This is a genomic window from Bradyrhizobium semiaridum (genome assembly GCF_020329505.1).
GTDB classification, from domain to species: domain Bacteria; phylum Pseudomonadota; class Alphaproteobacteria; order Rhizobiales; family Xanthobacteraceae; genus Bradyrhizobium; species Bradyrhizobium semiaridum.
Window position 1 is genome coordinate 89,720 of the sequence record NZ_JAGKJJ010000013.1, and the last position, 21,689, is coordinate 111,408.

Below are 21,689 nucleotides of genomic sequence, written 5' to 3' on the forward strand. Positions count from 1 at the left end.
CAAAGGATATGAGGGCAGGGCGTCGTGTTCGCGTTTGTGGACACATGCCCGCAACAGCAAGAACTTGAGCAGTCCGTATCCGTGAGGGATCGGCGACAGGAGAGAAGTCCGTGGCCCGTATTGCCGGCGTCAACATTCCCACCAACAAGCGCGTGCTGATCGCGCTTCAGTACATCCATGGCATCGGCCAGAAGAACGCCGCCGACATCATGGAGAAGGTCAAGATTCCGGTCGAGCGCCGTGTCAGCCAGCTGACCGACCAGGAAGTCCTGCAGATCCGCGAAGTCATCGACCGCGACTATCTGGTCGAGGGCGATCTCCGTCGCGAGGTCGGCATCAACATCAAGCGGCTGATGGACCTCGGCTGCTATCGCGGCCTGCGGCATCGCCGTGGCCTGCCGGTGCGCGGCCAGCGTACCCACACCAATGCGCGCACGCGCAAGGGGCCGGCCAAGGCGATCGCCGGCAAGAAGAAGTAAGGTTTGCGAATAGCGAATAGTGGGTGGCGAATAGTTTCTATTCGCTACTCGCCATTCGCTAATCGCTTTTTGAGGTGTAGCCGCTGGCACTACGGCGGCGCTTGAGATCACAGGAAAGGTTTGAAATGGGCAAGGAAGCCACCCGCGTACGCCGCCGCGAACGCAAGAACATCGCCTCCGGCATCGCGCACGTGAATTCGTCGTTCAACAACACGACCATCACGATCACCGACGCGCAGGGCAACACCATCGCCTGGTCGTCGGCCGGCACGATGGGCTTCAAGGGCTCGCGCAAGTCGACCCCCTATGCCGCGCAGGTCGCGGCGGAAGACGTCTCCAAGAAGGCGCAGGAACACGGTATGCGCACTCTGGAGGTCGAAGTGGCCGGCCCGGGTTCGGGCCGTGAATCGGCGCTCCGCGCGCTGCAGGCTGCGGGCTTCACCGTCACCTCGATCCGTGACGTGACCACCATCCCGCACAACGGCTGCCGTCCGCGCAAGCGCCGGCGCGTCTGATCTTTGTCGCGGGCGGCCCTGCGCCGCCCCGCGCATGTTTGGAATTGACCGCGCGGACTGTTCCGCGAACTCCAACGCCAGCTTCGTTCACGCGACTGGCCCATGGGTGAAAACAGTGACGATCCAGAAGAATTGGCAAGAGCTCATTCGACCGAACAAGCTGCAGGTGACGCCCGGCTCGGACGCGACCCGCTTCGCCACCATCGTCGCCGAGCCGCTCGAGCGTGGCTTCGGCCAGACGCTCGGCAACGCACTGCGCCGCATCCTGTTGTCCTCGCTGCAGGGCGCGGCGGTGCAGTCGGTGCACATCGACGGCGTGCTGCACGAGTTCTCCTCGATCGCCGGCGTGCGTGAGGACGTCACCGACATCGTGCTGAACATCAAGGACATCTCGATCAAGATGCAGGGCGAGGGCCCCAAGCGCATGGTCGTGAAGAAGCAGGGTCCCGGCGCCGTCACCGCCGGCGACATCCAGACCGTCGGCGACATCACGGTGCTCAACCCCGAGCTGCAGCTCTGCACGCTCGACGACGGCGCCGAGATCCGCATGGAGTTCACGGTCACCACCGGCAAGGGCTATGTCGCCGCTGAGCGCAACCGTCCCGAGGACGCGCCGATCGGCCTGATCCCGGTCGACAGCCTGTTCTCGCCGGTCCGCAAGGTTTCGTACAAGGTCGAGAACACCCGTGAGGGCCAGATCCTCGACTACGACAAGCTCACCATGACGATCGAGACCAACGGCGCGATCACGCCGGATGACGCGGTGGCCTATGCCGCGCGCATCCTGCAGGATCAGCTCAACGTGTTCGTCAACTTCGAAGAGCCGCGCAAGGAAGTCACGCAGGAGATCATCCCCGATCTCGCCTTCAATCCGGCCTTCCTCAAGAAGGTCGACGAGCTCGAGCTCTCGGTGCGTTCGGCAAACTGCCTGAAGAACGACAACATCGTCTACATCGGCGACCTCGTGCAGAAGTCGGAAGCGGAAATGCTCCGCACCCCGAACTTCGGCCGCAAGTCGCTGAACGAGATCAAGGAAGTGCTGGCCCAGATGGGTCTGCATCTCGGCATGGAAGTGCCGGGCTGGCCGCCGGAGAACATCGACGAGCTCGCCAAGCGCTTCGAGGATCACTACTGAGCGAATAGGGAGTAGCGAATAGCGAGTGGAAGACCATTCGCTATTCACCATTCGCTACTCGCTACTTTGGGCGAACGCAGGAAGCCCACCTGAGAAACTTGTCGCTGAACCACCGCGACAGAATTGAAGAAGGAATAAGTCAATGCGTCACGGCAAGGTTCATCGGAAGCTCAACCGCACCGCCGAGCATCGGCGTGCGATGTTCGCCAACATGTCGGCTGCGCTGATCAAGCACGAGCAGATCGTCACCACGCTGCCGAAGGCCAAGGAGCTGCGGCCGATCGTCGAGAAGCTCGTCACTCTCGGCAAGAAGGGCGGCCTCGCCCTTCGCCGCCAGGCGATCTCCGAGCTGCGCGACGTCGACCAGGTCAAGAAGCTGTTCGACGTGCTGGCGCCCCGCTACAAGGACCGCCAGGGCGGCTACACCCGCATCATCAAGGCCGGCTTCCGCTACGGCGACAACGCCGCGATGGCTGTGATCGAGTTCGTCGACCGCGATGTCGATGCCAAGGGCCAGGACTCCGGCCCGGTGCAGGAGACGAAATCCGAGGCGGCGTAAGCCGACCCCGATTCAGGCTTTTGAAAACGGCGCCTTCGGGCGCCGTTTTTTGTGCGCATCTGCGATGCGGGCGCCGGTTGCGCCGGCGCGAATGCACGCAAATATCTCCGTCAGCACCGACGGGAGACTTGTCATGAAAATCGACCTTTCCGGAAAGACTGCGCTGGTGACCGGCTCGACCGCGGGCATCGGCAAAGCCATCGCCAAGGGCCTTGCGGCGACAGGTGCGGAGGTCGTCATCAACGGCCGTGGCCAGGCCAAGGTCGATGCCACCATTGCGGCGATCGGCAGCGAGGTCGCGGGCGCCAAGGTCCGCGGTGTCGCGGCCGACGTGTCGACCGCCGACGGCTGCAAGGCGCTGCTCGCGGCGCTGCCGCAGGTCGATATCCTCGTCAACAACGCCGGCATCTTCGAGCCAAAGCCGTTCTTCGAGATTCCCGACAAGGACTGGAGCCGCTTCTTCGATATCAACGTGATGTCCGGCGTGCGGCTGTCGCGCGGCTACATGCAGGGTATGCTGAAGCGCAACTGGGGCCGCATCGTCTTCATCTCCTCGGAATCCGGGCTCAATATCCCGACCGAGATGATCCAGTACGGCATGACCAAGACCGCGCAGCTTGCGATCTCGCGCGGGCTGGCGGAGCTGACCCGCGGCACTGCGGTGACCGTCAACTCGGTGCTGCCGGCACCGACGATGTCGGAGGGTGTCGAGACCTTCGTCAGGGATCTGGCCAAGCAGAACGGCCAGTCGGTCGAGGAGGCGGCCACCAACTTCGTCAAGCAACACCGGCCGAGCTCGATCCTGCAGCGCTTCGCCAGCCCCGAGGAGATCGCCAACATGGTCGTCTATGTCTGCTCGAAGCAGGCCTCGGCGACCAACGGCGCCGCGCTGCGCGCCGAGGGCGGTATCATCAACACCATCGCGTGAGACCAAATGCCGGCCACGCGGCGGGGCGGCCGACTTGGTGGAGGGCGGCCCGCCGCCGCGGGTGGGCAAAGCGGAGCGTGCCCACCGTCTTGCGCCGTGAAAGAAGTGGTAGGCACGGTGCTTGGCGCCTTTGCCTACCCTACGCGAGGCCTACCAGCCCTCCAGCACGATCTTGCCACGGGACTTGCCGCTCTCCAGCAGCGCGTGGGCGCGCTTGAGGTTGGCGGCGTTGATGGTGCCAAAGGTCTGGTCGAGCGTGGTGCGCAGCACTCCCTTGTCGATGAGGTCGGCGACGTCATTGAGCAAATGATGCTGCGCGATCATATCGGGCGTCTGGAATGAGGAGCGCGTGAACATCGATTCCCAGTGCACCGACACCGCCTTGCCCTTGAACGCGGCGACGTTGAACTCCGGCGGATCGTCGATCAGGCCGAACTTGCCCTGCGGTGCGATGAAGTCGGCGATGCTCTTGTAGTGCTGGTCGGTGTAGGTGAGACTGGCGACGAGACCGACCGGCGGCAGCTTCAGTTTCTCGATCTGCTCCTTCATCGGCTGCGCGTGATCGATCACGGCATGCGCGCCGAGATCGCGGCACCATTGCTGCGATTCCGGCCGCGTCGCGGTCGCAACCACCGTGAGCCCGGTAAGGCGGCGTGCGAGCTGGATCAGGATCGAGCCGACCCCGCCGGCGCCGCCGATAATCAGCAGCGTGCGCGGATCGAGGCTCTTGCCCGGCACGGCGCCGAGCCGGTCGAACAGCAGTTCCCAGGCGGTGATCGAGGTCAGCGGCAGCGCCGCAGCCTGCGCGAACGACAGCGAGGCCGGCTTGTTGCCGACGATCCGCTCGTCGACCAGATGAAACTCGGAATTGGTGCCCTGGCGCAGGATAGACCCTGCGTAAAACACCTCGTCGCCCGGCTTGAACAGCGAGACATCAGGGCCGACGGCGTCGACCACGCCGGCCGCGTCGAAACCGAGGATCTTGTATTCGCCTTCCGGCGGCGCGGCGCGCTTGCGGACCTTGTAATCGACCGGGTTGGCCGAGATCGCCTTCACGGCGACCCTGACGTCGCGGCCCTTCGGCTCCGGCTTTGCGGTCTCGAAATCGACCAGCGACTCGGCTGCCTCGATCGGCAGCGACTTCTGATATCCGACGGCTTTCATGCCTTGTCTCCGTGGTGGGCGATGGCCTGCCGCTCTACCTGTCGCGCTGGCGTCCATTTGGCAAGTACTGTAAATTCAGGGAACTAGTCCCCGTCTGTATACTATTGGGAAATGTCAGATGAAACGGCAGAACTTTGCGCGCCGTCCGGGCTGCGCGGTCGAGGCGGCACTCGACCTGATCGACGGCAAATGGAAGGGCGTGATCCTCTATCATCTGCAGGCCGGCACCCAGCGCTTCGGCGAGTTGCGGCGGCGGATGCCGGGCATCACCCAGCGCATGCTGACCAAGCAGCTGCGCGCGCTCGAGGATGACGGCCTCGTGATCCGCAAGGTCTACGCCGAGGTGCCGCCGCGGGTCGAATACACGCTGTCCGAACTCGGCGAGAGCCTGCGCCCGGTGATCGACATCCTGAAGGCCTGGGGCGAGCGCCATCAGGCGCGGCAGTCCTGCGCGCCGGCGCCCGAGCTCGTCGTGAAGAAGCCGAAGCGCGCGGCCTGATCGGAGACCGCGCGCCTTTACCTCTCCCCGTTGGGAAGAGGTGAGTACCTTAGAACGCGACCTGCGTGCGCAGCGCCACCGCGTCGAACTTCGAGCCGACATCCGCGCTCGAGGTCGCCGACGCCTGCTTGGCGATATCGCCGTGCAGGTAGTTCAGCATGAAGCGGACGTTGTTGTTGACGTACCAGTTCAGCGCCGCGGTGTAGACGGTCTGCCGTCCGCCCGCGATGCCGGTCGCCTGCGCGATCTGATCGTTGAGATCGATCGTGCTGACGCGGCCTGCGATTTCCCAGGCGCCCCAGCCGCCGCCGGCGAGCGAGAACGGATCCTTCGGCTTGATGCCGCCATAGGAGGCCGTGGCAGCGTTGTAGGCGTGGTTCTCGCCGGTCAGCACGTAGCCGACCTGGGCGTAGCCGCCGTCGAACTTCAGGCTCGGCGCGCCGAACGGCGGCAGGCCGGTGTTCGCGGAGCGGTCGACATTGAACCAGTAGTATTCGCCCTGCGCGATGAACGGCCCGTAGGTCGCCGCCGCCTCGACGCCGTAGACCTGCGCCCCGGAGACGTTGGCGATCGCACCGGTCGAGATCAGCGTCGTCGGGTCGATCCGCAGCTCGGGCCGATCGCTGAGCGTCAGCGTCTGCGCCTGCGTGACCTGGTTGCGCGGCGGCTGGACCAGCCACTCCGCATCGGCGCCGATATGCACCGAATAGTCCTTGCCGCTGATCGGATTGCCGGCGATGCGGACGACGCCGCCATACTGCTCGGACGATCCGGCCGGCGTGAGGCTGGAGGCGGAGTGGATCTGGCCGGTGGTCGGCCCGGTGACGTAGCCGCCGATCCAGAGCTGGTCGTTCCACCAGCGCATGCCGGCGGCGGAGCGGAAGTCACCGGCGGCGATGTTCTGCGCGATGATGCCGACCGAGGCGCGCTCCATGAACAGGATGTCGTTGGAGCTGGTCGCTTCGTCCAGCGTCCACGGCACGTCCATGATGCCGCCTTCGATCGCCATCTTGCCGCCGAACGGCTTGAATCCGGTGTAGCTCAGATAGGCGTTCTCGATGCCTGATGTGCCGCCGCCCGGCAGCGATCCCGGCGCCGAGCCGCCGAAGCCGTCGGAGGAGCCGCCGAAGTCGTAGATCAGCGCGTAATTCCAGTCGCCGAGGAATTTGCCGACCACGCCGATGCGGGCGCGACGGACGTTCTCGCCGCTGTCGAGCTTCTGCGGCGAGGTGCCGGCGGTGTTCGGGCGATAGTCGTAACCGCCGACATCCCAGTGCACGCGGCTCGTGATCGCAACGCAGTTCTGTTCGTCCGCGGTGCAGATCGTCGGCCGGTTGTTCGGCATCGTCACCACGACACCGGACGGCGCGACGGGGCCCTTGACCGGGATCGCGGCGTTGGCGCTGGCGACGCGCGCGGCCTTGGCATCCGCCGCCTTCGCACTGGCGTTCGCGCTTGCCGCCGTCGCGGTGTTGGCGTTGGTCTGCTTCTGCAGTCTGTCGAGCTTCTGCTCGAGCATCTTCAACTGCTGCTTCAGCAGCGCGATCTCCGCGTCGCTGCCGCCGCCGGCCGACTGCGCATGCGCCGGCACGGCGGCGAGCGCCCCGGCTATTCCTATGGCGATTGCACCTAGTCTTGTCGCACTCATTTGTGCACCCCTGTTGTGTTTGAAGTCCCCACTCACTGATCGAGCCTTTAGGAGTCTATCGTGACTGTCGCACGACAGCGCCGCTCGGCATCGCAGTTCCGCTTGTTGTCCGCGGGCAACAGGCGGAGCGGCGCAGTGAGATGACAGGCATCATAGAAGTTCGGCGGCGCGCTTCAACGCACCGGCGGCCGGTTGTGCACCGCTCCGCGAGGGGCCAGTTATCCGGCCGGGCACCCTTCAATTGCCGGGCGAACGCGCCTATATTCCGGCGTTTTCCGCAAGAGGTGAGAATGCTCCGACCCGTCCGCTTTGCTGCCCTATCCGTTCTGTCCGCGTTGGCGCTGATAGGTTGTCTCCGTCAGGCCGAGGCTCAGGATCGCCGCGTGCCGTCCTCGCAGGCGGAGCTGCAACTGTCCTATGCGCCGATCGTGCAGCGGGTGCAGCCGGCGGTGGTCAATGTCTACGCCGCCAAGATGGTGCAGAACCGCAATCCGTTCCTGGACGACCCGATTTTCCGGCGTTTCTTCGGCGTGCCGGGGCAGCAGCCCGAGCAGATGCAGCGCTCGCTCGGCTCCGGCGTGATGGTCGATTCGACCGGCCTCGTGGTCACAAACAATCACGTGATCGAGGGCGCCGACCAGGTCAAAATCTCGCTCGCCGACAAGCGGGAATTCGAGGCCGAGATCGTCCTCAAGGACAGCCGCACCGACCTCGCGATTCTGCGGCTGAAGAACACCAACAAGGAGAAGTTCGCGACGCTCGACTTCGCCAATTCCGACCAGTTGCAGGTCGGCGACGTCGTGCTCGCGATCGGCAATCCGTTCGGCGTCGGCCAGACCGTGACGCACGGCATCATCTCGGCGCTTGCCCGCACTCAAGTCGGGATCACGGACTATCAATTCTTCATTCAGACCGACGCTGCGATCAATCCCGGCAATTCGGGCGGCGCGCTGGTCGACATGACGGGGCGCCTGGCCGGCATCAATACCGCGATCTTCTCGCGTTCCGGTGGGTCGCAGGGCATCGGCTTTGCGATTCCCGCCAACATGGTGCGCGTGGTGGTGTCCTCTGCCAAGAGCGGCGGCAAGGCGGTGAAGCGTCCCTGGCTCGGCGCGCGGCTGCAGGCAGTGACGCCCGAGATCGCGGAGACGCTCGGCCTGAAGCTGCCGTCCGGCGCGCTGGTCGCCAACGTCGCGCCGAACAGCCCGGCGGCGAAGGCGGGGCTGAAGCTCTCGGACCTCATCGTCGCGATCGAGGGCCAGCCGATCGACGATCCCAACGCGTTCGACTATCGCTTCGCGACCCGTCCGCTCGGCGGAGCCGCGCAGATCGAGGTGCAGCGCGGCGGCAAGGCGCTGACGCTCAATGTGCCGCTGGAGACCGCGCCCGACACCGGCCGCGACGAGATCGTGCTGACCGCACGCTCGCCGTTCCAGGGCGCCAAGGTCGCCAACATCTCGCCGGCGCTGGCCGACGAGCTGCATCTGGATGCCGGCGCCGAGGGTGTCGTCGTGACCGATCTCGCCGATGACGGCACCGCGGCCAATGTCGGCTTCCAAAAGGGCGACATCATCCTGGCCGTCAACAACCAGAAGATCGAGCGCACCAGTGATCTCGAGAAGGCCTCGAAGACCGGCACGCGGGTCTGGCGGATCACGCTGGTGCGCGGCGGCCAGCAGATCAACGTGACGCTCGGCGGATGAGCCCGAAGCAACCACGCGACGCAACGAATCTGTTCGCGGCAGCGGGGATGGAGCAGGATGCGCCGCACCCGCTGCCCGACCGGCTGCGTCCGCGTTCGCTCGCGGACGTCGTCGGCCAGGATCACATCCTCGGCCCCGACGGGGCGCTGACCCGCATGCTGGAGACGCGCACGCTCGGCTCGCTGGTGTTCTGGGGACCGCCCGGCACCGGCAAGACCACGGTCGCGCGCCTGCTTGCCGACGCCACCGAGCTGCATTTCGAGCAGATCTCCGCGGTGTTCTCCGGTGTCGCCGACCTCAAGAAGGCGTTCGATGCCGCACGCGCCCGCCGCGAGACCGGCAAGGGTACGCTGCTGTTCGTCGACGAGGTGCACCGATTCAATCGCGCGCAGCAGGATTCCTTCCTGCCCGTCATGGAGGACGGCACGGTGGTGCTGGTCGGCGCCACCACGGAGAATCCGTCGTTCGAGCTCAACGCGGCGCTCCTGTCTCGCGCGCGCGTGCTGGTGTTTCACTCGCTCGATTCGGCCGCGATCGAAAAACTGTTCGCCAATGCCGAGAAGGTCGAGGGCCGGCCGCTGCCACTCGATGCGGAAGCCCGCGCGGTATTGGTGCGGATGGCCGATGGCGACGGCCGCGCATCGCTGACGCTTGCCGAAGAGGTCTGGCGCGCCGCGCGCAAGGGTGAGGTGTTCAACGCCGAACAGTTGCAGGACATCCTGCAGCGCCGCGCGCCGATCTACGACAAATCGGCCGATGGCCACTACAATCTGATCTCGGCGCTGCACAAGTCGGTGCGCGGCTCCGATCCGGACGCGGCGCTGTATTATCTGGCGCGGATGTTCGATGCCGGCGAGGACCCGCTGTTCCTGGCGCGGCGCGTGGTGCGCATGGCGGTCGAGGATATCGGGCTTGCCGATCCGCAGGCGCTGGCGGTCTGCAACGCCGCCAAGGATGCCTATGACTTCCTCGGTTCGCCGGAGGGCGAGCTCGCGATCGCGCAGGCCGTGATCTATCTCGCCACCGCACCGAAATCCAACGCGGCATACGCCGCATTCGGCGCGGCGATGCAGGCGGCGAAGCAGAATGGCTCGCTGCTGCCGCCAAAACACATCCTGAACTCGCCGACCAAGCTGATGAAGTCGGAGGGCTACGGCTCCGGCTATCAATATGATCACGATATGCCCGACGCGTTCTCCGGCCAGGATTACTTCCCGGAGGCGCTCGGCCGTCAGACCTTCTACGATCCGCCCGACCGCGGCTTCGAGCGCGAGATCCGCAAGCGGCTGGATTACTGGGCGAAGCTGCGGCGCGAGCGCAGCGGGAAATAGCGCCTCACTTCACGCTCTTGACGAACTCGAGGATCTCGTCGCTCAGCCGCGTGTCCGGCGTGTTGATCGCGTAGACTTCCGACATGTGGCTGTGCTGCGGCAGCATGAAGCTGCGCGCGCAGCCGCGCTGCCGCTTGCAGGTCGCCTGCTTCAACAGCTCGAATTGCGCGACGAAGCGCGGCGGGTCGAGCTCGGCCGCGGTGACGAGCAGCGGGATCGGGCTTGCGACCAAGCCCTGCAGCGAGGAGCGTTCGGCATAGCGCGACGGGTCGGAGCCGTAATAGGCGAGCTCGGCGTCGCCGACCGGCGATGCCGTTAGATCATAGATGCCCGACACCAGGACCGCGCCGGCAATCCCGCCGCCCTTTACCTTGTAGAACTCCGGGTGCGAGACATAGCTCGCGACATGGATCGCGCCGGCCGACTGGCCCATCAGGAAGATGCGCGCGGGATCGCCGCCGCGCGCGCCGATGTTCTCCTCCACCCATTTGACGATCGCACCCATGTCCTCGGCGCCGGCCGGCCAGGGGAAGGCGGGCGCCAACCGATAGGTGGCGTCGACGCCGACAAATCCGCTTCTGGCCGCCCACAGCATGATATTGTCGTAGAACGGGCTGCCGGGCACGCGCTTGTTGCCGGCAACAAAGCCGCCGCCATGGATGTAGATCAGCACCGGCCGCGCCGGGGTCGGGGCTGCGGCCTCCGGCGTGAAGACATCGAGCAGATGGCGGTCGGCCGGACCGTATTTGAGGTCGCGCTCGACCTTGACACCCTGATAGGGCTCCTTCTGTTGCAGTGGCGCGTAGAGCGCGGCAGTCTTCGGCGGGTCGATGACGCGGCCGAGTTCCAAGAGCTTCCAGGCGAGGTCCTCCGGCATCGGGCTTTGCTGCGCGAGAGCCGGCCCCGCGATCATCGCCGTCGCCGCCAATGCCGATATCGCCAGTCTCATTGCAGGGCTCCTCGATTGCCGAATTTGGCCGAACATGGCCGAAGTTGCGCGGGATTTACACCGATTTCGCAGTGACGATTCGCAGCATTTGCGCTAGGCACAATGCAGGTCTGGAGCCGAAAAATCACCATGAGCCGCCGCATCAAGAGAACGACATCGCCGGGCGATCGTGCCAAGGAGCTTGAGAAGCGGCGCGACAGCGATCGTCCGAAGACCGGATCGGCGCATCGCAGCCGCAAGGCGGACGATCGCAAGGCTGGCGACCGTCCGTTCGCGCAGCGCGCGCCCGGCAAGGCGAAACGCTTTGCCGAGCCGCGCGGCGAGCGGCCGGAGCCGGTCGCGCCGAAGCCTTTGAAGGCGGCGGGCGAGCTGCCGTTGCCGACCAAGGTGCAGACCGTCGTGGTGACCGCCGACGAGAATGGCATGCGGGTCGACCGCTTCCTGGAGGCGAGGTTTCCCGGCCTGTCGTTCTCCCACATCCAGCGCATCGTCCGGAAGGGTGAGCTCCGCGTCAACGGCAAGCGCGCGGATTCCAAGGAGCGGCTTGAGGAGGGGCAGAGCGTGCGCATTCCGCCGCTGCGGCTCGACGCGCCGAAGACCGTCGGCGTGCTGTCGGAGGCGGAGACCAAGACGCTGCAGGTACTGAGAGACATGACGCTTTACGAGGACGACGACGTGCTGGTGCTGAACAAGCCCGCAGGTCTCGCCGTGCAGGGCGGCTCGGGCATGACGCGCCACGTCGACCAGATGCTGGAGGTGATGCGCGACGTCAAGGGACAGAAGCCGCGCCTAGTGCACCGTATCGACCGGGAGACGTCGGGCTGCCTGTTGATCGCGAAGACGCGCTTTGCCGCGTCCTACCTCACTGGCGCTTTTCGCTCGCGCTCCGCGCGCAAGATCTATTGGGCGCTGGTCGCAGGCGTGCCGAAGCCGAAGCAGGGCCGCATCTCGACCTATCTCGCCAAGGAGGAAAACGAGGAAGATACCATCATGCGGATCGCGGCGCATGGCGATGAGGGCGCCAGCCATGCCGTGACCTATTACGCGGTGGTGGAGACCTCGGCGACCAAGCTGGCCTGGGTGTCGCTCAAGCCAGTGACCGGCCGTACCCACCAGCTTCGCGCCCACATGGCGCATATCGATCACGCGATCGTGGGCGATCCCAAATACTTCAACAAGGAGAATTGGGAGCTGCCCGGCGGCTTGCAGAACCGGCTGCATCTGCTGGCACGCCGGATCGTGATCCCGCATCCGCGCGGCGGCTTCATCGATGCGACCGCGCCACTGCCGCCGCACATGCAGCAATCCTGGAATCTGCTGGGGCTCGAGGCCGAGCGCTTCGACCCGATCGAGAACGCGCCCGAGGAGTAAGCGGAAGCCGCGCGCTGGATCGACAATGCCGCCCAACAGCATGGTGCCCGCGCGCCGTACGTGATGGCTCTCACGCTGTGCGCGCTCACGCGATCTATCAGAAACCGTGAAGTCGCTCGCGGGAACTCGCATGTGACGGGCGAGGTTGACATGCAGCAATCACTTGATCCGTTGCCGCTGCGTCACGAGATATACGTCATGAAGCGATCCTTGATCCTTGTTTGTGGCTTGCTCTGGGCCTTCGCGGGCAGCGCTCTCGCGCAGGTCATCCCGCCGGGCGGCTCGATCTACAATCCGCCGGTGCCTCAGCCACCGCCGCCGCCCAAGGTCTACGTGCCAGAGATCCCGAAGATGGATGCATTGCCGAGCCGGCCGAGCGTTCGTGTCGCTCCCCGGACTTCGTTCGGCGACCGCGTGAGCAGTTGCCTCGACGAGGCTGCAGCCGCGGGGCTGAATCAGGCCGACCGCGCCGCCTATTCGCGGTCCTGCGCCAACTTGCGGGATTAGCATTTCGAATCTCCGGCGCGCTGCCGTCGGCGCGCCAGACAGCGGCAGCAGCGGAGCATCAGCTTGCAGCCCCGGATGGGAGAATTGCCGAGCCGTCATTCTGTCACGCGGCAGGTCACGGGAAGGCTCGGTGCGCCGCTTTACGACTGGGCACGGATATTCGCGATGGGCGACTCGGTTGAGCAGGAAAACCTGCAGCGCGCGAAATCCTGCAATCATTCGGCTGGTTCCATCAGCTTTATTTGCCGTCGTCCCTGACATATCTTGCAGGGAGATCATTTTCCAAAGAAAGCCGCCGGCGCGATGCGCGAACCGTTCGACGACGTACCACAGCAACCTCCGCTCGATCCGCAAGAGGCGGTGCGGCGCCACATCCGCACGCCCCAGCGCAAGCGGTTCTACACCAGCGCCGGCGTGGCGGAGACCGACGGCGGATTCTCGATCACGCTCGACGGCAAGCCGATTCGCTCGCCATCGGGCAAGCCGGTGATCGTGCCGGTGCGCGCCATCGCCGAGGCAGCCGCGGCGGAGTGGAATGCTCAGGGAGAGACCCTCGACCCCCTGACCATGCCGCTGACGCGCCTTGCCAACAGCGTCGTCGAGGGTGTGACCGATCGTGTCGACGAGGTCGCCGAGGATGCCGCAAAATTTCTCGGCAGCGATCTGCTGTTCTATCGCGCAGGCCATCCCGAGACGCTGGTCGCGCGCGAGGCGCAGCATTGGGACCCGATCGTGTTCTGGGCCGCGGACGCCCTCGGCGCCCATTTCGTCCTTGCCGAAGGCGTCATGCATGTCGGCCAGCCCGAGGCGGCGATCAAGGCGGCTCGTGCCGCGTTTCCGACCGATCCGTGGTCGGTTGCCGCATTCCATGTGGTGACAACCCTGACGGGCTCGGCGCTGCTCGCACTGGCGCTCGCACACGGTTTTCGCGACGAGGATGAGGTTTGGGCGGCCGCTCATGTCGACGAGGACTGGAACATCGAGCAATGGGGCATCGACGAAGAGGCCGCTGTGCGCCGGGCGGCGCGGCTGGTCGATTTCAAGGCCGCGGCCAGCATGTTGAGGGTCGGGACACCGGTATTTGATTAAGTGTTACAGTCTGCCACGATGATTGGGCGCGATCGCCTCAATTGCTACAGGAATCGGTGCTAGCCGGGATTATCACTCTGTCCTGAGTCGGTTTTTCGCCTGGATCGCAGGTCGATCGGCGCACGCGACTCAAATTTTTTCAAAAACCGTTTCACGTTTGCTCGTTCCAAACCGTCTTAGGAATGACGTTGCGATTGAGCGCGCTCGCCTTCAGGCGGGCGGGGCACCATTGCGAGTGCTCGAGGTTTTGATCTGTCGGCGTGGCATCGGACTTGTGCCCGGCCGTGTAGCGTTGGTGAGTGCAGATGTCGCAGTGTATTGTGGAACCGGTGCGGACCAGCCGAGCATTTCCGTTCGTCTGGAATATTGGTCTCGTGCCGCTGTGCGTCGTGGTCGGCATTGTCGTGTACTTCGCCGCCGCGCTCTGGCTGCAGCGTTCCTGGCAGGATCCGCGCCCGAAAGGGCAGGTCGTCGTCCCGCTGCTCCGGCCATTCGAGCCATTGAGCAAGGCCGCATTCCGCGCCAACCTGCCGCCTGAATATGGCGAACTCGCCAGCTTGGCGGATCGTCCCAACGTCGCGCGCGATACGCGTTCACCCATCGTTGTCTACGAAGGCACGACGGCTCTTGGGCCGTCGCACAGCTCCTTCACCGAGGTGAGTGCCGGTGGCGGAAGCTTCGCGCACTGGCCGGACGTCGGCGTCGTCTTCTCTGCAAGCGACAGCACCGATCCGAACTGGAACGGCAGGCGGTATTGGGCGGTCGTCGCCGGCCCGCAGTGAGTGGCACTCGGGCCTTATGCGCCCGGGTTAACGAGAGGTTTACGACGCCGGGCTAGCTTTGTGGGAGCACGGCGCGGGAGAGCGCTCTTCCGCGACGATCATCGTTGATCCTGCCGCTTGGCCGAGACCTTTGCTATGGCAATCGCCATCAATCCCGCGCTGCCGGTGCTCGCCTCCGAGGACGCAGGCGGCGGCGGGCCCGCGTTGACGTTGCAGCCGGGCAGCGTCGTCAGTGCACAGGTGCTGAAGGTGCTGTCTGCCGACCTGGTCCGGATCGCGATTGCGAGCCTGTCGATCGACGTCCAGACCGAAGTCCCGCTGCAGCCCGGCCAGACCCTGCAGCTTGCGGTCTCGCAGACCGATGATGGTGTCCGCTTGCAAATGGTCGGGCCGGACGGAGCCGGACCGCGTGCCGACGGCGGCGCGGCCGCGCGGTTGTCGCCGGCCGTCATGGCCGATCCCGCGATCGGCCCGCAAGCCAATGCCGCCACACCAAAAGCCGTGCTGACGCCGCTCGAGCACGTCGCCGTCAGCGCGGCTGCGCAAGGGGCGGCGGCCGCGCAGGGCAGCCAGGCGGCGCTGTTTGCCAATCTGGCGGCGATCGCCTCCGCCAATCTGCCGCCGAAGCTGCACGCCGCCATCGCCCAGGTGCTGGCGCAGCAGACCAGCCTCGACGAGAACCTCAGTGGCAGCGACGTCAGGGCGGCGTTCCAGAAATCCGGCCTGTTGTTGGAGGCGTCGCTTGCCTCGGGCGCGGTGCCGCCGAACGGCAGTGCGCCCGATCTCAAGGCCGCGCTGATCGTGCTCCGCCAGACGCTGGCGTCGCTCGGTGCGGCGGCCGATGTGGCAAGGCCTGCCGCAGCCCCGAGCCCGCAGCTGCCGACCAGCCCCGCCGCGGCGCCCAGCCTCGTGCCGCCAGGCGGGCGGGATTTCGACCTCCAGGAAATCTTGCTGCCGCAGGCCCGGGTGCCGGCTGCGGTCGATCTCGCTCCGCGCGGCCCCGCCCTTGCCAATGCGCTGGCGGAGGCGCTCGACGCCGGGCCGTCGGCGGGCGGCGCGCTCAATTTGCTTCAGGAGGCCCTGCACGAACTCGCCGGCCCGGCCCGCCAAGGCGCCGCGGCACGGGAGCTGCCGGCCGGCGAGGCGCTGGCGCGGGCCGCGGCGCCGCCGCCATTTCGCGGCGCGCTGCCGGCCGCCCAGCCGGTCGCGGGGCCGTCGATCGTCCCGGGGGCGCCGCTCGCCACCATCGCGCACCGCCTGCTTGAGGACACCGACGCGGCGCTGGCGCGGCAGACATTGCTCCAGGTCGCCTCGCTGCCGGACCGCGCCGACCCGTCGCGTCCGCAGCTCGATGCGTCGGTGCCGCGCTGGAATTTCGAGATCCCGTTCCTGGCCCAGCAGGGCACGGCGATGGCGCAGTTCGAAATCTCCCGCGACGGCGGCGGCGAAATCGAGGCGGCCACGCGGATCTGGCGCGCGCGTTTCACGCTCGACGTCGAGCCCGCGGGCCCGGTGCATGCGCTGGTCGCGCTGAGCGGCGAGCGCACTTCGGTGCGGATGTGGGCCGAACGTCCCTCGACCGCCGCACAGCTCCGTGCAGGCGCTGCCGAATTGAGCCAGGCCCTGACGCGGGCCGAGCTGACCCCCGGCGAGATCGAGATCCGCGACGGCACGCCGCCGCAGCCTCCGTCGGCCCGCGCCGGCCACTTCCTGGATCGCGCCTCATGAGCGACACGGCAGGCCAGCTCGCGGTCGCCTTGCACTACGACCACGCCGGCGCGCCGCGCGTGATCGCAAAAGGCAAGGGCGCGATCGGCGCCAAAATTATCGAAGTCGCCAAGGCCCACGACATCCCGATCGAGGAGAACGAGGTGTTGGCCGGCGCGCTCTCCAATGTCGAACTCGGCGACGAGATCCCGGCCGAGCTCTACAGGGCCGTCGCCGAGGTGCTGGTGTTCGTGCTGCGGTTGTCGGGAAGGGGGCGGTAATCCTCGTTGTCATCCTTTCACCATGATGGCAGCACCATCGTGGTCAGTGCCCCAAGAACCAGCCAGGTCCCGTGTCTGAAGGTCCCGTCGTGATCAATCGCCGCCATGCGCTCGGTCTGTTCGCCGCCGCGAGCCTCGTGCCGTTGCGCAGTCTTGCAAATGTGTCGTACCAGCGCAGCGAGTTTCGCGAGGATCTACAGAAGCGGTTCTTCGATCTCGGCACTGAAGGCACGTTCGTCGGCTACAAGGTCGACGACTATCTGATCATCGCCAGCGACAAGGTGCGTTCGGGCGAGGGCAAATTGCCGGCCTCGACCTTCAAGATCCCCAACTCGCTGATCGCGCTCGAAACCGGCGTGGTGCAGGATCCCGATAAGGACGTCTTCAAGTGGGACGGCGTGACGCGCTCGATCGAGGCCTGGAACAAGGATCACACGCTGCGCTCGGCGATCGCGGTATCTGCATTCCCGGTGTTTCAGGAGATCGCCCGCCGCATCGGCGAGGAGCGGATGAAGAAGTATGTCGAGATGCTCGACTACGGCAACCGCGACATCGGCGGCGGCATCGACCGGTTCTGGGTGTCCGGCAATCTGCGCATCGATCCGGTGCAGCAGGTCGATTTCCTCGACCGGCTGCGCCGCGGCGTGCTGCCGGTCGGCAAGCGCAGCCAGCAGCTGGTCGCCGACATCCTGCCGGCGACCAAGGTTGGCGACGCCGTGATCCGCGCCAAGACCGGCCTGACCGACAAGGAGCACGGCTCGCTCGGCTGGCTGGTCGGCTGGACCGAGAAGGGCTCTGATGTGACCGTGTTCGCGATGAACATGGACTGCAAGACGCAGGCGCAGATCGACGCACGGATGAGCGTCACGCAGCAATGCCTCACCGACATCGTCGCGCTGTGATGGGCTGACCTGCGCGCCGCCGCAGGGGCGCCGGCCAAAAACAGCGAAAACAACCCCATGCAAAGGAGCCGTCGGTCAAACTCGGTGGTATTATTCTACTATTTCGGACCATGTATGCGTCCGCCCGTCTCCCGTAAGGAACCGGGAGAGGCGGCGTTCAACCCGATCTGCTCGCGCCTTAAGCGCGATGGGATTGGGTTGAATCGTCATCGCGCTTTAGCTCTTTGTTTGCGCATGACCTTTTCGGAAACCGCTTCTAGCGCTCGATCGCGCGCTGCAGCGCCGGCATCAGCCTCACGTCGCGGCATTGCGCGACGTTGAAGCGCATATAGGCGGAAGCGGTTTGCGAGGCGCTGAACACGTTGCCTGGCGCCAGCACGACATTGTCGGCGAGCGCCGCCCGCGCCACGTCGGCGGAGTCGCGCCCCCCGGGCAGGCGGCACCACAAATAGAAGCCGCCGCGCGGCATCAGCCACGGTGTGACGCCGATCCGCTGCAGCTTGTCGGCGATGTCGCGGCGGGTGCGGGCGAGGCGGCGGCGCAGCTCCTCGACATGCTTGCGGTAGAAGCCGCTGGCGAGCACGCTGGCGATGATCTCGGTGGCGACCGCGCTCGGGCCGCCGAAACCGGTCGCGACCTGGAGATCGACGAGATCATCGATCCAGTCGGCGCGCGCGGCGATGAAGCCGCAGCGCACCGAGGCCGACAGCGTCTTTGAAAAGCTGCCGATCCGGATCACGTTGGTGAGCCCGTCGAGCGCGGCCAGCCGTGCCGAGGCGTCCGGCTCGAAGTCGGCGAAGATGTCGTCCTCGACGATAGTGAGGTCATAGGCCGCGGCGGCGTTCAGCACGCGGTGCGCGGTCTGCGGCGACAGCGTCGCGCCGGTCGGATTATGCAGCGCCGAATTGGTGACGTAGAGCCGCGGCCGCTCGGCCGCCAGCACGGCCTCGAACCGAGCGACATCCGGCCCCGAAGCGGTGTAGGGCACGCTGACGATCTTCACCTGATGCGCGCGCAGCAGCGCACGGAAGTTGAAGTAGCAGGGATCGTCGACCAGCACGGTGTCGCCGGGCCGCAGCAGGAAGCGGCAGATCAGGTCGATCGCCTGCGTGCCGGACGCGGTCAGCAGCAACTGCTCCGGCGCCACCTCGAGCCCCTCGTCGGCGAAGCGCGCCATCAGGATGCGGCGCAGCGCCAGCGAGCCGCGCGTCGCGCCGTAGTCGGCGAGCACCGAATCCTCGGCGCGCGCCAGGCCGCGGAGCGCCCGGCGCAGCGCCTCGGTCGGCATCCACTCGGCCGGCAGCCAGCCGCAGCCCGGCTTCAGCGCCGCATCGTCGGCGTCGAGCGATTGCCGCGACACCCAGAACGGATCGACGGCGCGATCTCGCTGCGGCTGGTCCTTTGCCAGCGCCAGCGGCGGCAGCGCGGTGGCGGAGACGTAGAAGCCGGAGCCGGGCCGCGCCCGGATCAGCCCCTCGGCCACCAGCCGGTCATAGGCCTCGACGACGGTGGAGGGCGACACGCCCATCGTGGTCGCGAAGCTGCGGATCGAGGGCAGGCGGTCGCCGGCGACCAGCGCACGGCTCGCCACCCGGGCGCGGATCGCGTTCATCACCTCGGTGGTGCGGGTGGCCTTGGCGTCGTCGGATGGCCGTTGCATGTGTATGCCTACCTTCACCCATACAGTTTTGCGGTATTGTACTGATCTGTAGCTGCCTTGGCGAGGTTCCGACGGCTATGTTTACGCAGATGAGATTGGGTCCGGCACCTTGCTCGCTGCACCTCTCCCGCTTGCGGGGGAGATCGGTTCGCATCGTCAGATGCGAACCGGGTGGGGCTCTTTCCACGTGAAGAGACCCTTTGCGGAGATATCCCCACCCCGACCCTTCCCCGCAAGCGGGAGAGGGGGACGAGTGCGCCCGTGACTCGATCTTGTCTCACGAGGCGAAAGTGAGATGCAATGGACAAGGCTTCGATCGACGGCTGGGGCAGCGGGCTGCTCGGCGTCATCATCTTCTCCGGCTCGCTGCCGGCGACGCGGGTTGCGGTCGGCGGGTTCTCGCCGCTGTTCCTGACCTCGGCACGTGCCCTGATCGCGGCGCTGCTCGGTGCGGCGCTGCTTGCCGTGCTGCGCCAGCCATGGCCGAAGCGCGACGACGTGGTATCGCTCACGATCACCGCGCTCGGCGTCGTGATCGGTTTTCCGCTGCTGACCGCGCTGGCGCTGCAACACATCACGTCGGCGCATTCGATCGTATTCATCGGCTTGCTACCGCTGGCAACCGCGGTGTTCGGCGTGCTGCGCGGCGGCGAGCGGCCAAAACCGCTGTTCTGGCTGTTCTCCTGCATCGGCAGCGCCACAGTCGGCGCCTTCGCGCTGTCGAATGACGGCTCGGCCTCGCTGACCGGCGATCTCCTGATGGTCGCGGCGATCATCGTCTGTGGCCTCGGCTATGCCGAAGGGGCCGCGCTGTCGCGCCGGCTCGGCGGCTGGCAGGTGATCTCCTGGGCGCTGGTGCTGTCGCTGCCGGTGGTGCTGCTGATGACGATCCTGACGCTGCCGCCGAGCTGGGACGGCATCGGCATCCCCGCCTGGCTCGGTCTCGGCTATGTCTCGGTGTTCAGCATGCTGGTCGGCTTCGTGTTCTGGTACCGCGGGCTGGCCCTCGGCGGCATCGCCAGCGTCGGCCAGTTGCAGCTGTTGCAGCCGTTCTTCGGCCTCGCGCTGGCCGGGCTGCTGCTGCACGAGCAGGTGCCGTGGACCATGGTCGCGGCGACCTGTCTCGTCGTCGGCTGCGTGGTGTTCGCGCGCCGCTTCGCCTGACGGCCGCGTCGCGTCATTGCGGGCGAAGTAGTCCACAGTTCACCCCGGGAGCGATGGATTGCGTCGTCGCTTCAGCGCAAAATTGCTTTGCAATTTCGTCGCGAACTCTTCGCGACGGCGGCTTCGCCTCAGGCAGGCTCGTCCCGCGCTTTCCCGATCCGCCCGAGATGGGTGTAGCCAAAACCCTTGGCATATTTCAGCCCGTAGCCGAGGGCGCGGTCGAGCCCGATATGGGCGAGCCAGATCATTGCGATCGAGAGCACCAGCGGCTCGGCGCCGGCGAAGCCGATGGTCATCAACGCCATCGGCGCGAGGTAGGCGTGGGCGGCGTTGTAGACGATGGCGCCGACCCGGGGGCCGGCGAGATAGGCGGCGAAGCTGAGGTCCGGCGCCAGGAACAGCACGACGTAGAGCAGCCAGGAGCCGTCCCAGATGCCGTAGAGCATGGTCATGCCGAGAAACAGCGCCAGCCCCTCCAGCCGTAGCAGGGTGCGCACGGTACCGGTCGGCGCGCCGGTCTCGGCCGCGGTTATCTCAGTCATCGCTCTATCCCCCAGAAAATCCTACCGTTTTTGCGTCCCGCGCAGTTCGCGGACCCGGTTTCCAGTTCGGAAAATGCCGTGCTAAGCGTTTTCTAGTGAAGTAAGACCGGTTCGCAGGTGCGAACTGTAACTAATGCGGGCGGAGACAAATGAAAGACATCCTCGACACCCTCGAAGAGCGGCGCGCCGGCGCCAAGCTGGGCGGCGGCGAAAAGCGCATCGAGGCGCAGCACGCCCGCGGCAAGCTGACCGCCCGCGAGCGCATCGAGCTCTTGCTCGACAAGGGCTCGTTCGAGGAGTTCGACATGTTCGTCGAGCACCGCTCGACCGAATTCGGCATGGAGAAAAGCAAGATCCCCGGCGACGGCGTCGTCACCGGCTGGGGCACCGTCAACGGCCGCAAGACGTTCGTGTTCGCGAAGGACTTCACCGTATTCGGCGGCTCGCTGTCGGAAACCCACGCGCTGAAGATCACCAAGTTGCAGGACATGGCGATGAAGGCGAGGGCGCCGATCATCGGCCTCTATGACGCCGGCGGCGCGCGCATCCAGGAGGGCGTAGCCGCCTTGGCGGGCTATTCCTACGTGTTCCGCCGCAACGTCATCGCCTCGGGCGTGATCCCGCAGATCTCCGTCATCATGGGCCCCTGCGCCGGCGGCGACGTCTATTCGCCCGCGATGACCGACTTCATCTTCATGGTGAAGAACACCAGCTACATGTTCGTCACCGGCCCCGACGTGGTGAAGACCGTCACCAACGAGGTGGTGACCGCCG

At 66.1% G+C, this 21,689-nt stretch carries 22 protein-coding genes; 17 read left to right on the forward strand and 5 right to left on the reverse strand.

Annotated features, from left to right (window positions below; translation table 11 throughout):
• Positions 1 to 110: 110 nt before the first annotated feature.
• The 5 genes from rpsM to J6500_RS17290 all read left to right on the forward strand — a co-directional run bounded on the left by rpsM (position 111) and on the right by J6500_RS17290 (position 3,616).
• Entirely contained in the window at positions 111 to 479 is a 369-nt protein-coding gene (rpsM, locus tag J6500_RS17270; RefSeq protein ID WP_225713888.1) for a 30S ribosomal protein S13, read from the forward strand.
• A 125-nt stretch (positions 480 to 604) separates the two neighbouring features.
• A complete protein-coding gene (gene rpsK / locus J6500_RS17275) occupies positions 605 to 994 on the forward strand; it encodes a 30S ribosomal protein S11 (RefSeq protein ID WP_006021048.1) in 390 nt (129 codons plus the stop codon).
• Positions 995 to 1,100: 106 nt separating this feature from the next.
• Entirely contained in the window at positions 1,101 to 2,129 is a 1,029-nt protein-coding gene (locus tag J6500_RS17280; RefSeq protein WP_225713889.1) for a DNA-directed RNA polymerase subunit alpha, read from the forward strand.
• Positions 2,130 to 2,271: 142 nt separating this feature from the next.
• Entirely contained in the window at positions 2,272 to 2,688 is a 417-nt protein-coding gene (gene rplQ / locus J6500_RS17285; RefSeq protein ID WP_225713890.1) for a 50S ribosomal protein L17, read from the forward strand.
• 133 nt (positions 2,689 to 2,821) lie between these two features.
• Positions 2,822 to 3,616 carry an SDR family NAD(P)-dependent oxidoreductase gene (locus J6500_RS17290; RefSeq protein ID WP_225713891.1) on the forward strand — a complete coding sequence of 265 codons (795 nt, stop codon included), beginning with the start codon at positions 2,822 to 2,824 and terminating at the stop codon, positions 3,614 to 3,616.
• Positions 3,617 to 3,766: 150 nt separating this feature from the next.
• On the opposite strand, the gene J6500_RS17295 is transcribed toward J6500_RS17290, so the two are convergent.
• The gene (locus J6500_RS17295) at positions 3,767 to 4,780 is read right to left on the reverse strand and encodes a zinc-binding alcohol dehydrogenase family protein (protein WP_225713892.1); all 1,014 of its coding nucleotides are present in this window, start codon (positions 4,778 to 4,780) and stop codon (positions 3,767 to 3,769) included.
• A 118-nt stretch (positions 4,781 to 4,898) separates the two neighbouring features.
• On the opposite strand from J6500_RS17295, the gene J6500_RS17300 reads away from it, so the two are divergent.
• Entirely contained in the window at positions 4,899 to 5,279 is a 381-nt protein-coding gene (locus J6500_RS17300; protein WP_225713893.1) for a winged helix-turn-helix transcriptional regulator, read from the forward strand.
• A gap of 49 nt (positions 5,280 to 5,328) precedes the next feature.
• On the opposite strand, the gene J6500_RS17305 is transcribed toward J6500_RS17300, so the two are convergent.
• On the reverse strand, positions 5,329 to 6,927 hold the full coding sequence (locus J6500_RS17305; RefSeq protein ID WP_225713894.1) for an OprO/OprP family phosphate-selective porin: 1,599 nt from the start codon (positions 6,925 to 6,927) through the stop codon (positions 5,329 to 5,331).
• A 290-nt stretch (positions 6,928 to 7,217) separates the two neighbouring features.
• On the opposite strand from J6500_RS17305, the gene J6500_RS17310 reads away from it, so the two are divergent.
• Positions 7,218 to 8,630 carry a DegQ family serine endoprotease gene (locus J6500_RS17310; protein ID WP_225713895.1) on the forward strand — a complete coding sequence of 471 codons (1,413 nt, stop codon included), beginning with the start codon at positions 7,218 to 7,220 and terminating at the stop codon, positions 8,628 to 8,630.
• Positions 8,627 to 9,961, forward strand: coding sequence for a replication-associated recombination protein A (locus J6500_RS17315; protein ID WP_225713896.1), 1,335 nt, complete (start codon positions 8,627 to 8,629; stop codon positions 9,959 to 9,961). Before J6500_RS17310 ends, J6500_RS17315 begins: the two co-directional genes overlap by 4 nt.
• Before the next feature lie 4 nt (positions 9,962 to 9,965).
• Here J6500_RS17315 and J6500_RS17320 read toward each other — a convergent pair whose 3' ends face one another.
• Positions 9,966 to 10,910 carry an alpha/beta hydrolase gene (locus J6500_RS17320; RefSeq protein ID WP_225713897.1) on the reverse strand — a complete coding sequence of 315 codons (945 nt, stop codon included), beginning with the start codon at positions 10,908 to 10,910 and terminating at the stop codon, positions 9,966 to 9,968.
• 129 nt (positions 10,911 to 11,039) lie between these two features.
• Between J6500_RS17320 and J6500_RS17325 the strand changes: the two genes are divergently transcribed.
• The 7 genes from J6500_RS17325 to blaOXA all read left to right on the forward strand — a co-directional run bounded on the left by J6500_RS17325 (position 11,040) and on the right by blaOXA (position 17,549).
• Positions 11,040 to 12,281: an RluA family pseudouridine synthase gene (locus tag J6500_RS17325; RefSeq protein ID WP_225713898.1), complete on the forward strand. Its 1,242-nt coding sequence runs from the start codon at positions 11,040 to 11,042 to the stop codon at positions 12,279 to 12,281.
• Positions 12,282 to 12,413: 132 nt separating this feature from the next.
• Positions 12,414 to 12,788, forward strand: a complete 375-nt coding sequence (locus J6500_RS17330) for a hypothetical protein (protein WP_312018219.1) — start codon at positions 12,414 to 12,416, stop codon at positions 12,786 to 12,788.
• Between the two features lie 303 nt (positions 12,789 to 13,091).
• Entirely contained in the window at positions 13,092 to 13,877 is a 786-nt protein-coding gene (locus tag J6500_RS17335; protein ID WP_225713899.1) for an ATP12 family chaperone protein, read from the forward strand.
• Positions 13,878 to 14,182: 305 nt separating this feature from the next.
• Positions 14,183 to 14,659, forward strand: a complete 477-nt coding sequence (locus J6500_RS17340) for a hypothetical protein (RefSeq protein WP_225713900.1) — start codon at positions 14,183 to 14,185, stop codon at positions 14,657 to 14,659.
• A 135-nt stretch (positions 14,660 to 14,794) separates the two neighbouring features.
• A complete protein-coding gene (gene fliK / locus J6500_RS17345) occupies positions 14,795 to 16,387 on the forward strand; it encodes a flagellar hook-length control protein FliK (RefSeq protein WP_225713901.1) in 1,593 nt (530 codons plus the stop codon).
• Complete coding sequence (locus J6500_RS17350) at positions 16,384 to 16,647, forward strand: EscU/YscU/HrcU family type III secretion system export apparatus switch protein (RefSeq protein WP_225713902.1); 264 nt, start codon at positions 16,384 to 16,386, stop codon at positions 16,645 to 16,647. Before fliK ends, J6500_RS17350 begins: the two co-directional genes overlap by 4 nt.
• Before the next feature lie 89 nt (positions 16,648 to 16,736).
• Complete coding sequence (blaOXA, locus tag J6500_RS17355; RefSeq protein WP_225713903.1) at positions 16,737 to 17,549, forward strand: class D beta-lactamase; 813 nt, start codon at positions 16,737 to 16,739, stop codon at positions 17,547 to 17,549.
• A gap of 256 nt (positions 17,550 to 17,805) precedes the next feature.
• Here the strand turns inward: blaOXA and J6500_RS17360 are convergent, their stop codons facing one another.
• On the reverse strand, positions 17,806 to 19,209 hold the full coding sequence (locus J6500_RS17360) for an aminotransferase-like domain-containing protein (protein ID WP_225713904.1): 1,404 nt from the start codon (positions 19,207 to 19,209) through the stop codon (positions 17,806 to 17,808).
• Between the two features lie 300 nt (positions 19,210 to 19,509).
• Here J6500_RS17360 and J6500_RS17365 point away from each other — a divergent pair, with 300 nt between their 5' ends.
• A complete protein-coding gene (locus tag J6500_RS17365) occupies positions 19,510 to 20,373 on the forward strand; it encodes a DMT family transporter (protein WP_225713905.1) in 864 nt (287 codons plus the stop codon).
• A gap of 128 nt (positions 20,374 to 20,501) precedes the next feature.
• Here J6500_RS17365 and J6500_RS17370 read toward each other — a convergent pair whose 3' ends face one another.
• Positions 20,502 to 20,915 (reverse strand): DUF4260 domain-containing protein, encoded by a 414-nt coding sequence (locus J6500_RS17370; protein WP_225713906.1) that lies wholly within the window; start codon positions 20,913 to 20,915, stop codon positions 20,502 to 20,504.
• 149 nt (positions 20,916 to 21,064) lie between these two features.
• On the opposite strand from J6500_RS17370, the gene J6500_RS17375 reads away from it, so the two are divergent.
• Positions 21,065 to 21,689, forward strand: a 625-nt coding sequence (locus tag J6500_RS17375) for a carboxyl transferase domain-containing protein (RefSeq protein WP_283842926.1), incomplete at its 3' end; no start/stop codon positions are given.

Excerpts from the sequence above, each read along its gene's own strand:
- rpsK (WP_006021048.1), top strand. The coding sequence starts at position 605 with ATGGGCAAGGAAGCCACCCGCGTACGCCGCCGCGAACGCAAGAACATC.
- rplQ (WP_225713890.1), top strand. The coding sequence starts at position 2,272 with ATGCGTCACGGCAAGGTTCATCGGAAGCTCAACCGCACCGCCGAGCAT.
- J6500_RS17290 (WP_225713891.1), top strand. The coding sequence starts at position 2,822 with ATGAAAATCGACCTTTCCGGAAAGACTGCGCTGGTGACCGGCTCGACC.
- J6500_RS17295 (WP_225713892.1), bottom strand. The coding sequence starts at position 4,780 with ATGAAAGCCGTCGGATATCAGAAGTCGCTGCCGATCGAGGCAGCCGAG.
- J6500_RS17300 (WP_225713893.1), top strand. The coding sequence starts at position 4,899 with ATGAAACGGCAGAACTTTGCGCGCCGTCCGGGCTGCGCGGTCGAGGCG.
- J6500_RS17305 (WP_225713894.1), bottom strand. The coding sequence starts at position 6,927 with ATGAGTGCGACAAGACTAGGTGCAATCGCCATAGGAATAGCCGGGGCG.
- J6500_RS17310 (WP_225713895.1), top strand. The coding sequence starts at position 7,218 with ATGCTCCGACCCGTCCGCTTTGCTGCCCTATCCGTTCTGTCCGCGTTG.
- J6500_RS17315 (WP_225713896.1), top strand. The coding sequence starts at position 8,627 with ATGAGCCCGAAGCAACCACGCGACGCAACGAATCTGTTCGCGGCAGCG.
- J6500_RS17320 (WP_225713897.1), bottom strand. The coding sequence starts at position 10,910 with ATGAGACTGGCGATATCGGCATTGGCGGCGACGGCGATGATCGCGGGG.
- J6500_RS17325 (WP_225713898.1), top strand. The coding sequence starts at position 11,040 with ATGAGCCGCCGCATCAAGAGAACGACATCGCCGGGCGATCGTGCCAAG.
- J6500_RS17335 (WP_225713899.1), top strand. The coding sequence starts at position 13,092 with ATGCGCGAACCGTTCGACGACGTACCACAGCAACCTCCGCTCGATCCG.
- J6500_RS17340 (WP_225713900.1), top strand. The coding sequence starts at position 14,183 with ATGTCGCAGTGTATTGTGGAACCGGTGCGGACCAGCCGAGCATTTCCG.
- fliK (WP_225713901.1), top strand. The coding sequence starts at position 14,795 with ATGGCAATCGCCATCAATCCCGCGCTGCCGGTGCTCGCCTCCGAGGAC.
- J6500_RS17350 (WP_225713902.1), top strand. The coding sequence starts at position 16,384 with ATGAGCGACACGGCAGGCCAGCTCGCGGTCGCCTTGCACTACGACCAC.
- J6500_RS17360 (WP_225713904.1), bottom strand. The coding sequence starts at position 19,209 with ATGCAACGGCCATCCGACGACGCCAAGGCCACCCGCACCACCGAGGTG.
- J6500_RS17365 (WP_225713905.1), top strand. The coding sequence starts at position 19,510 with ATGGACAAGGCTTCGATCGACGGCTGGGGCAGCGGGCTGCTCGGCGTC.
- J6500_RS17370 (WP_225713906.1), bottom strand. The coding sequence starts at position 20,915 with ATGACTGAGATAACCGCGGCCGAGACCGGCGCGCCGACCGGTACCGTG.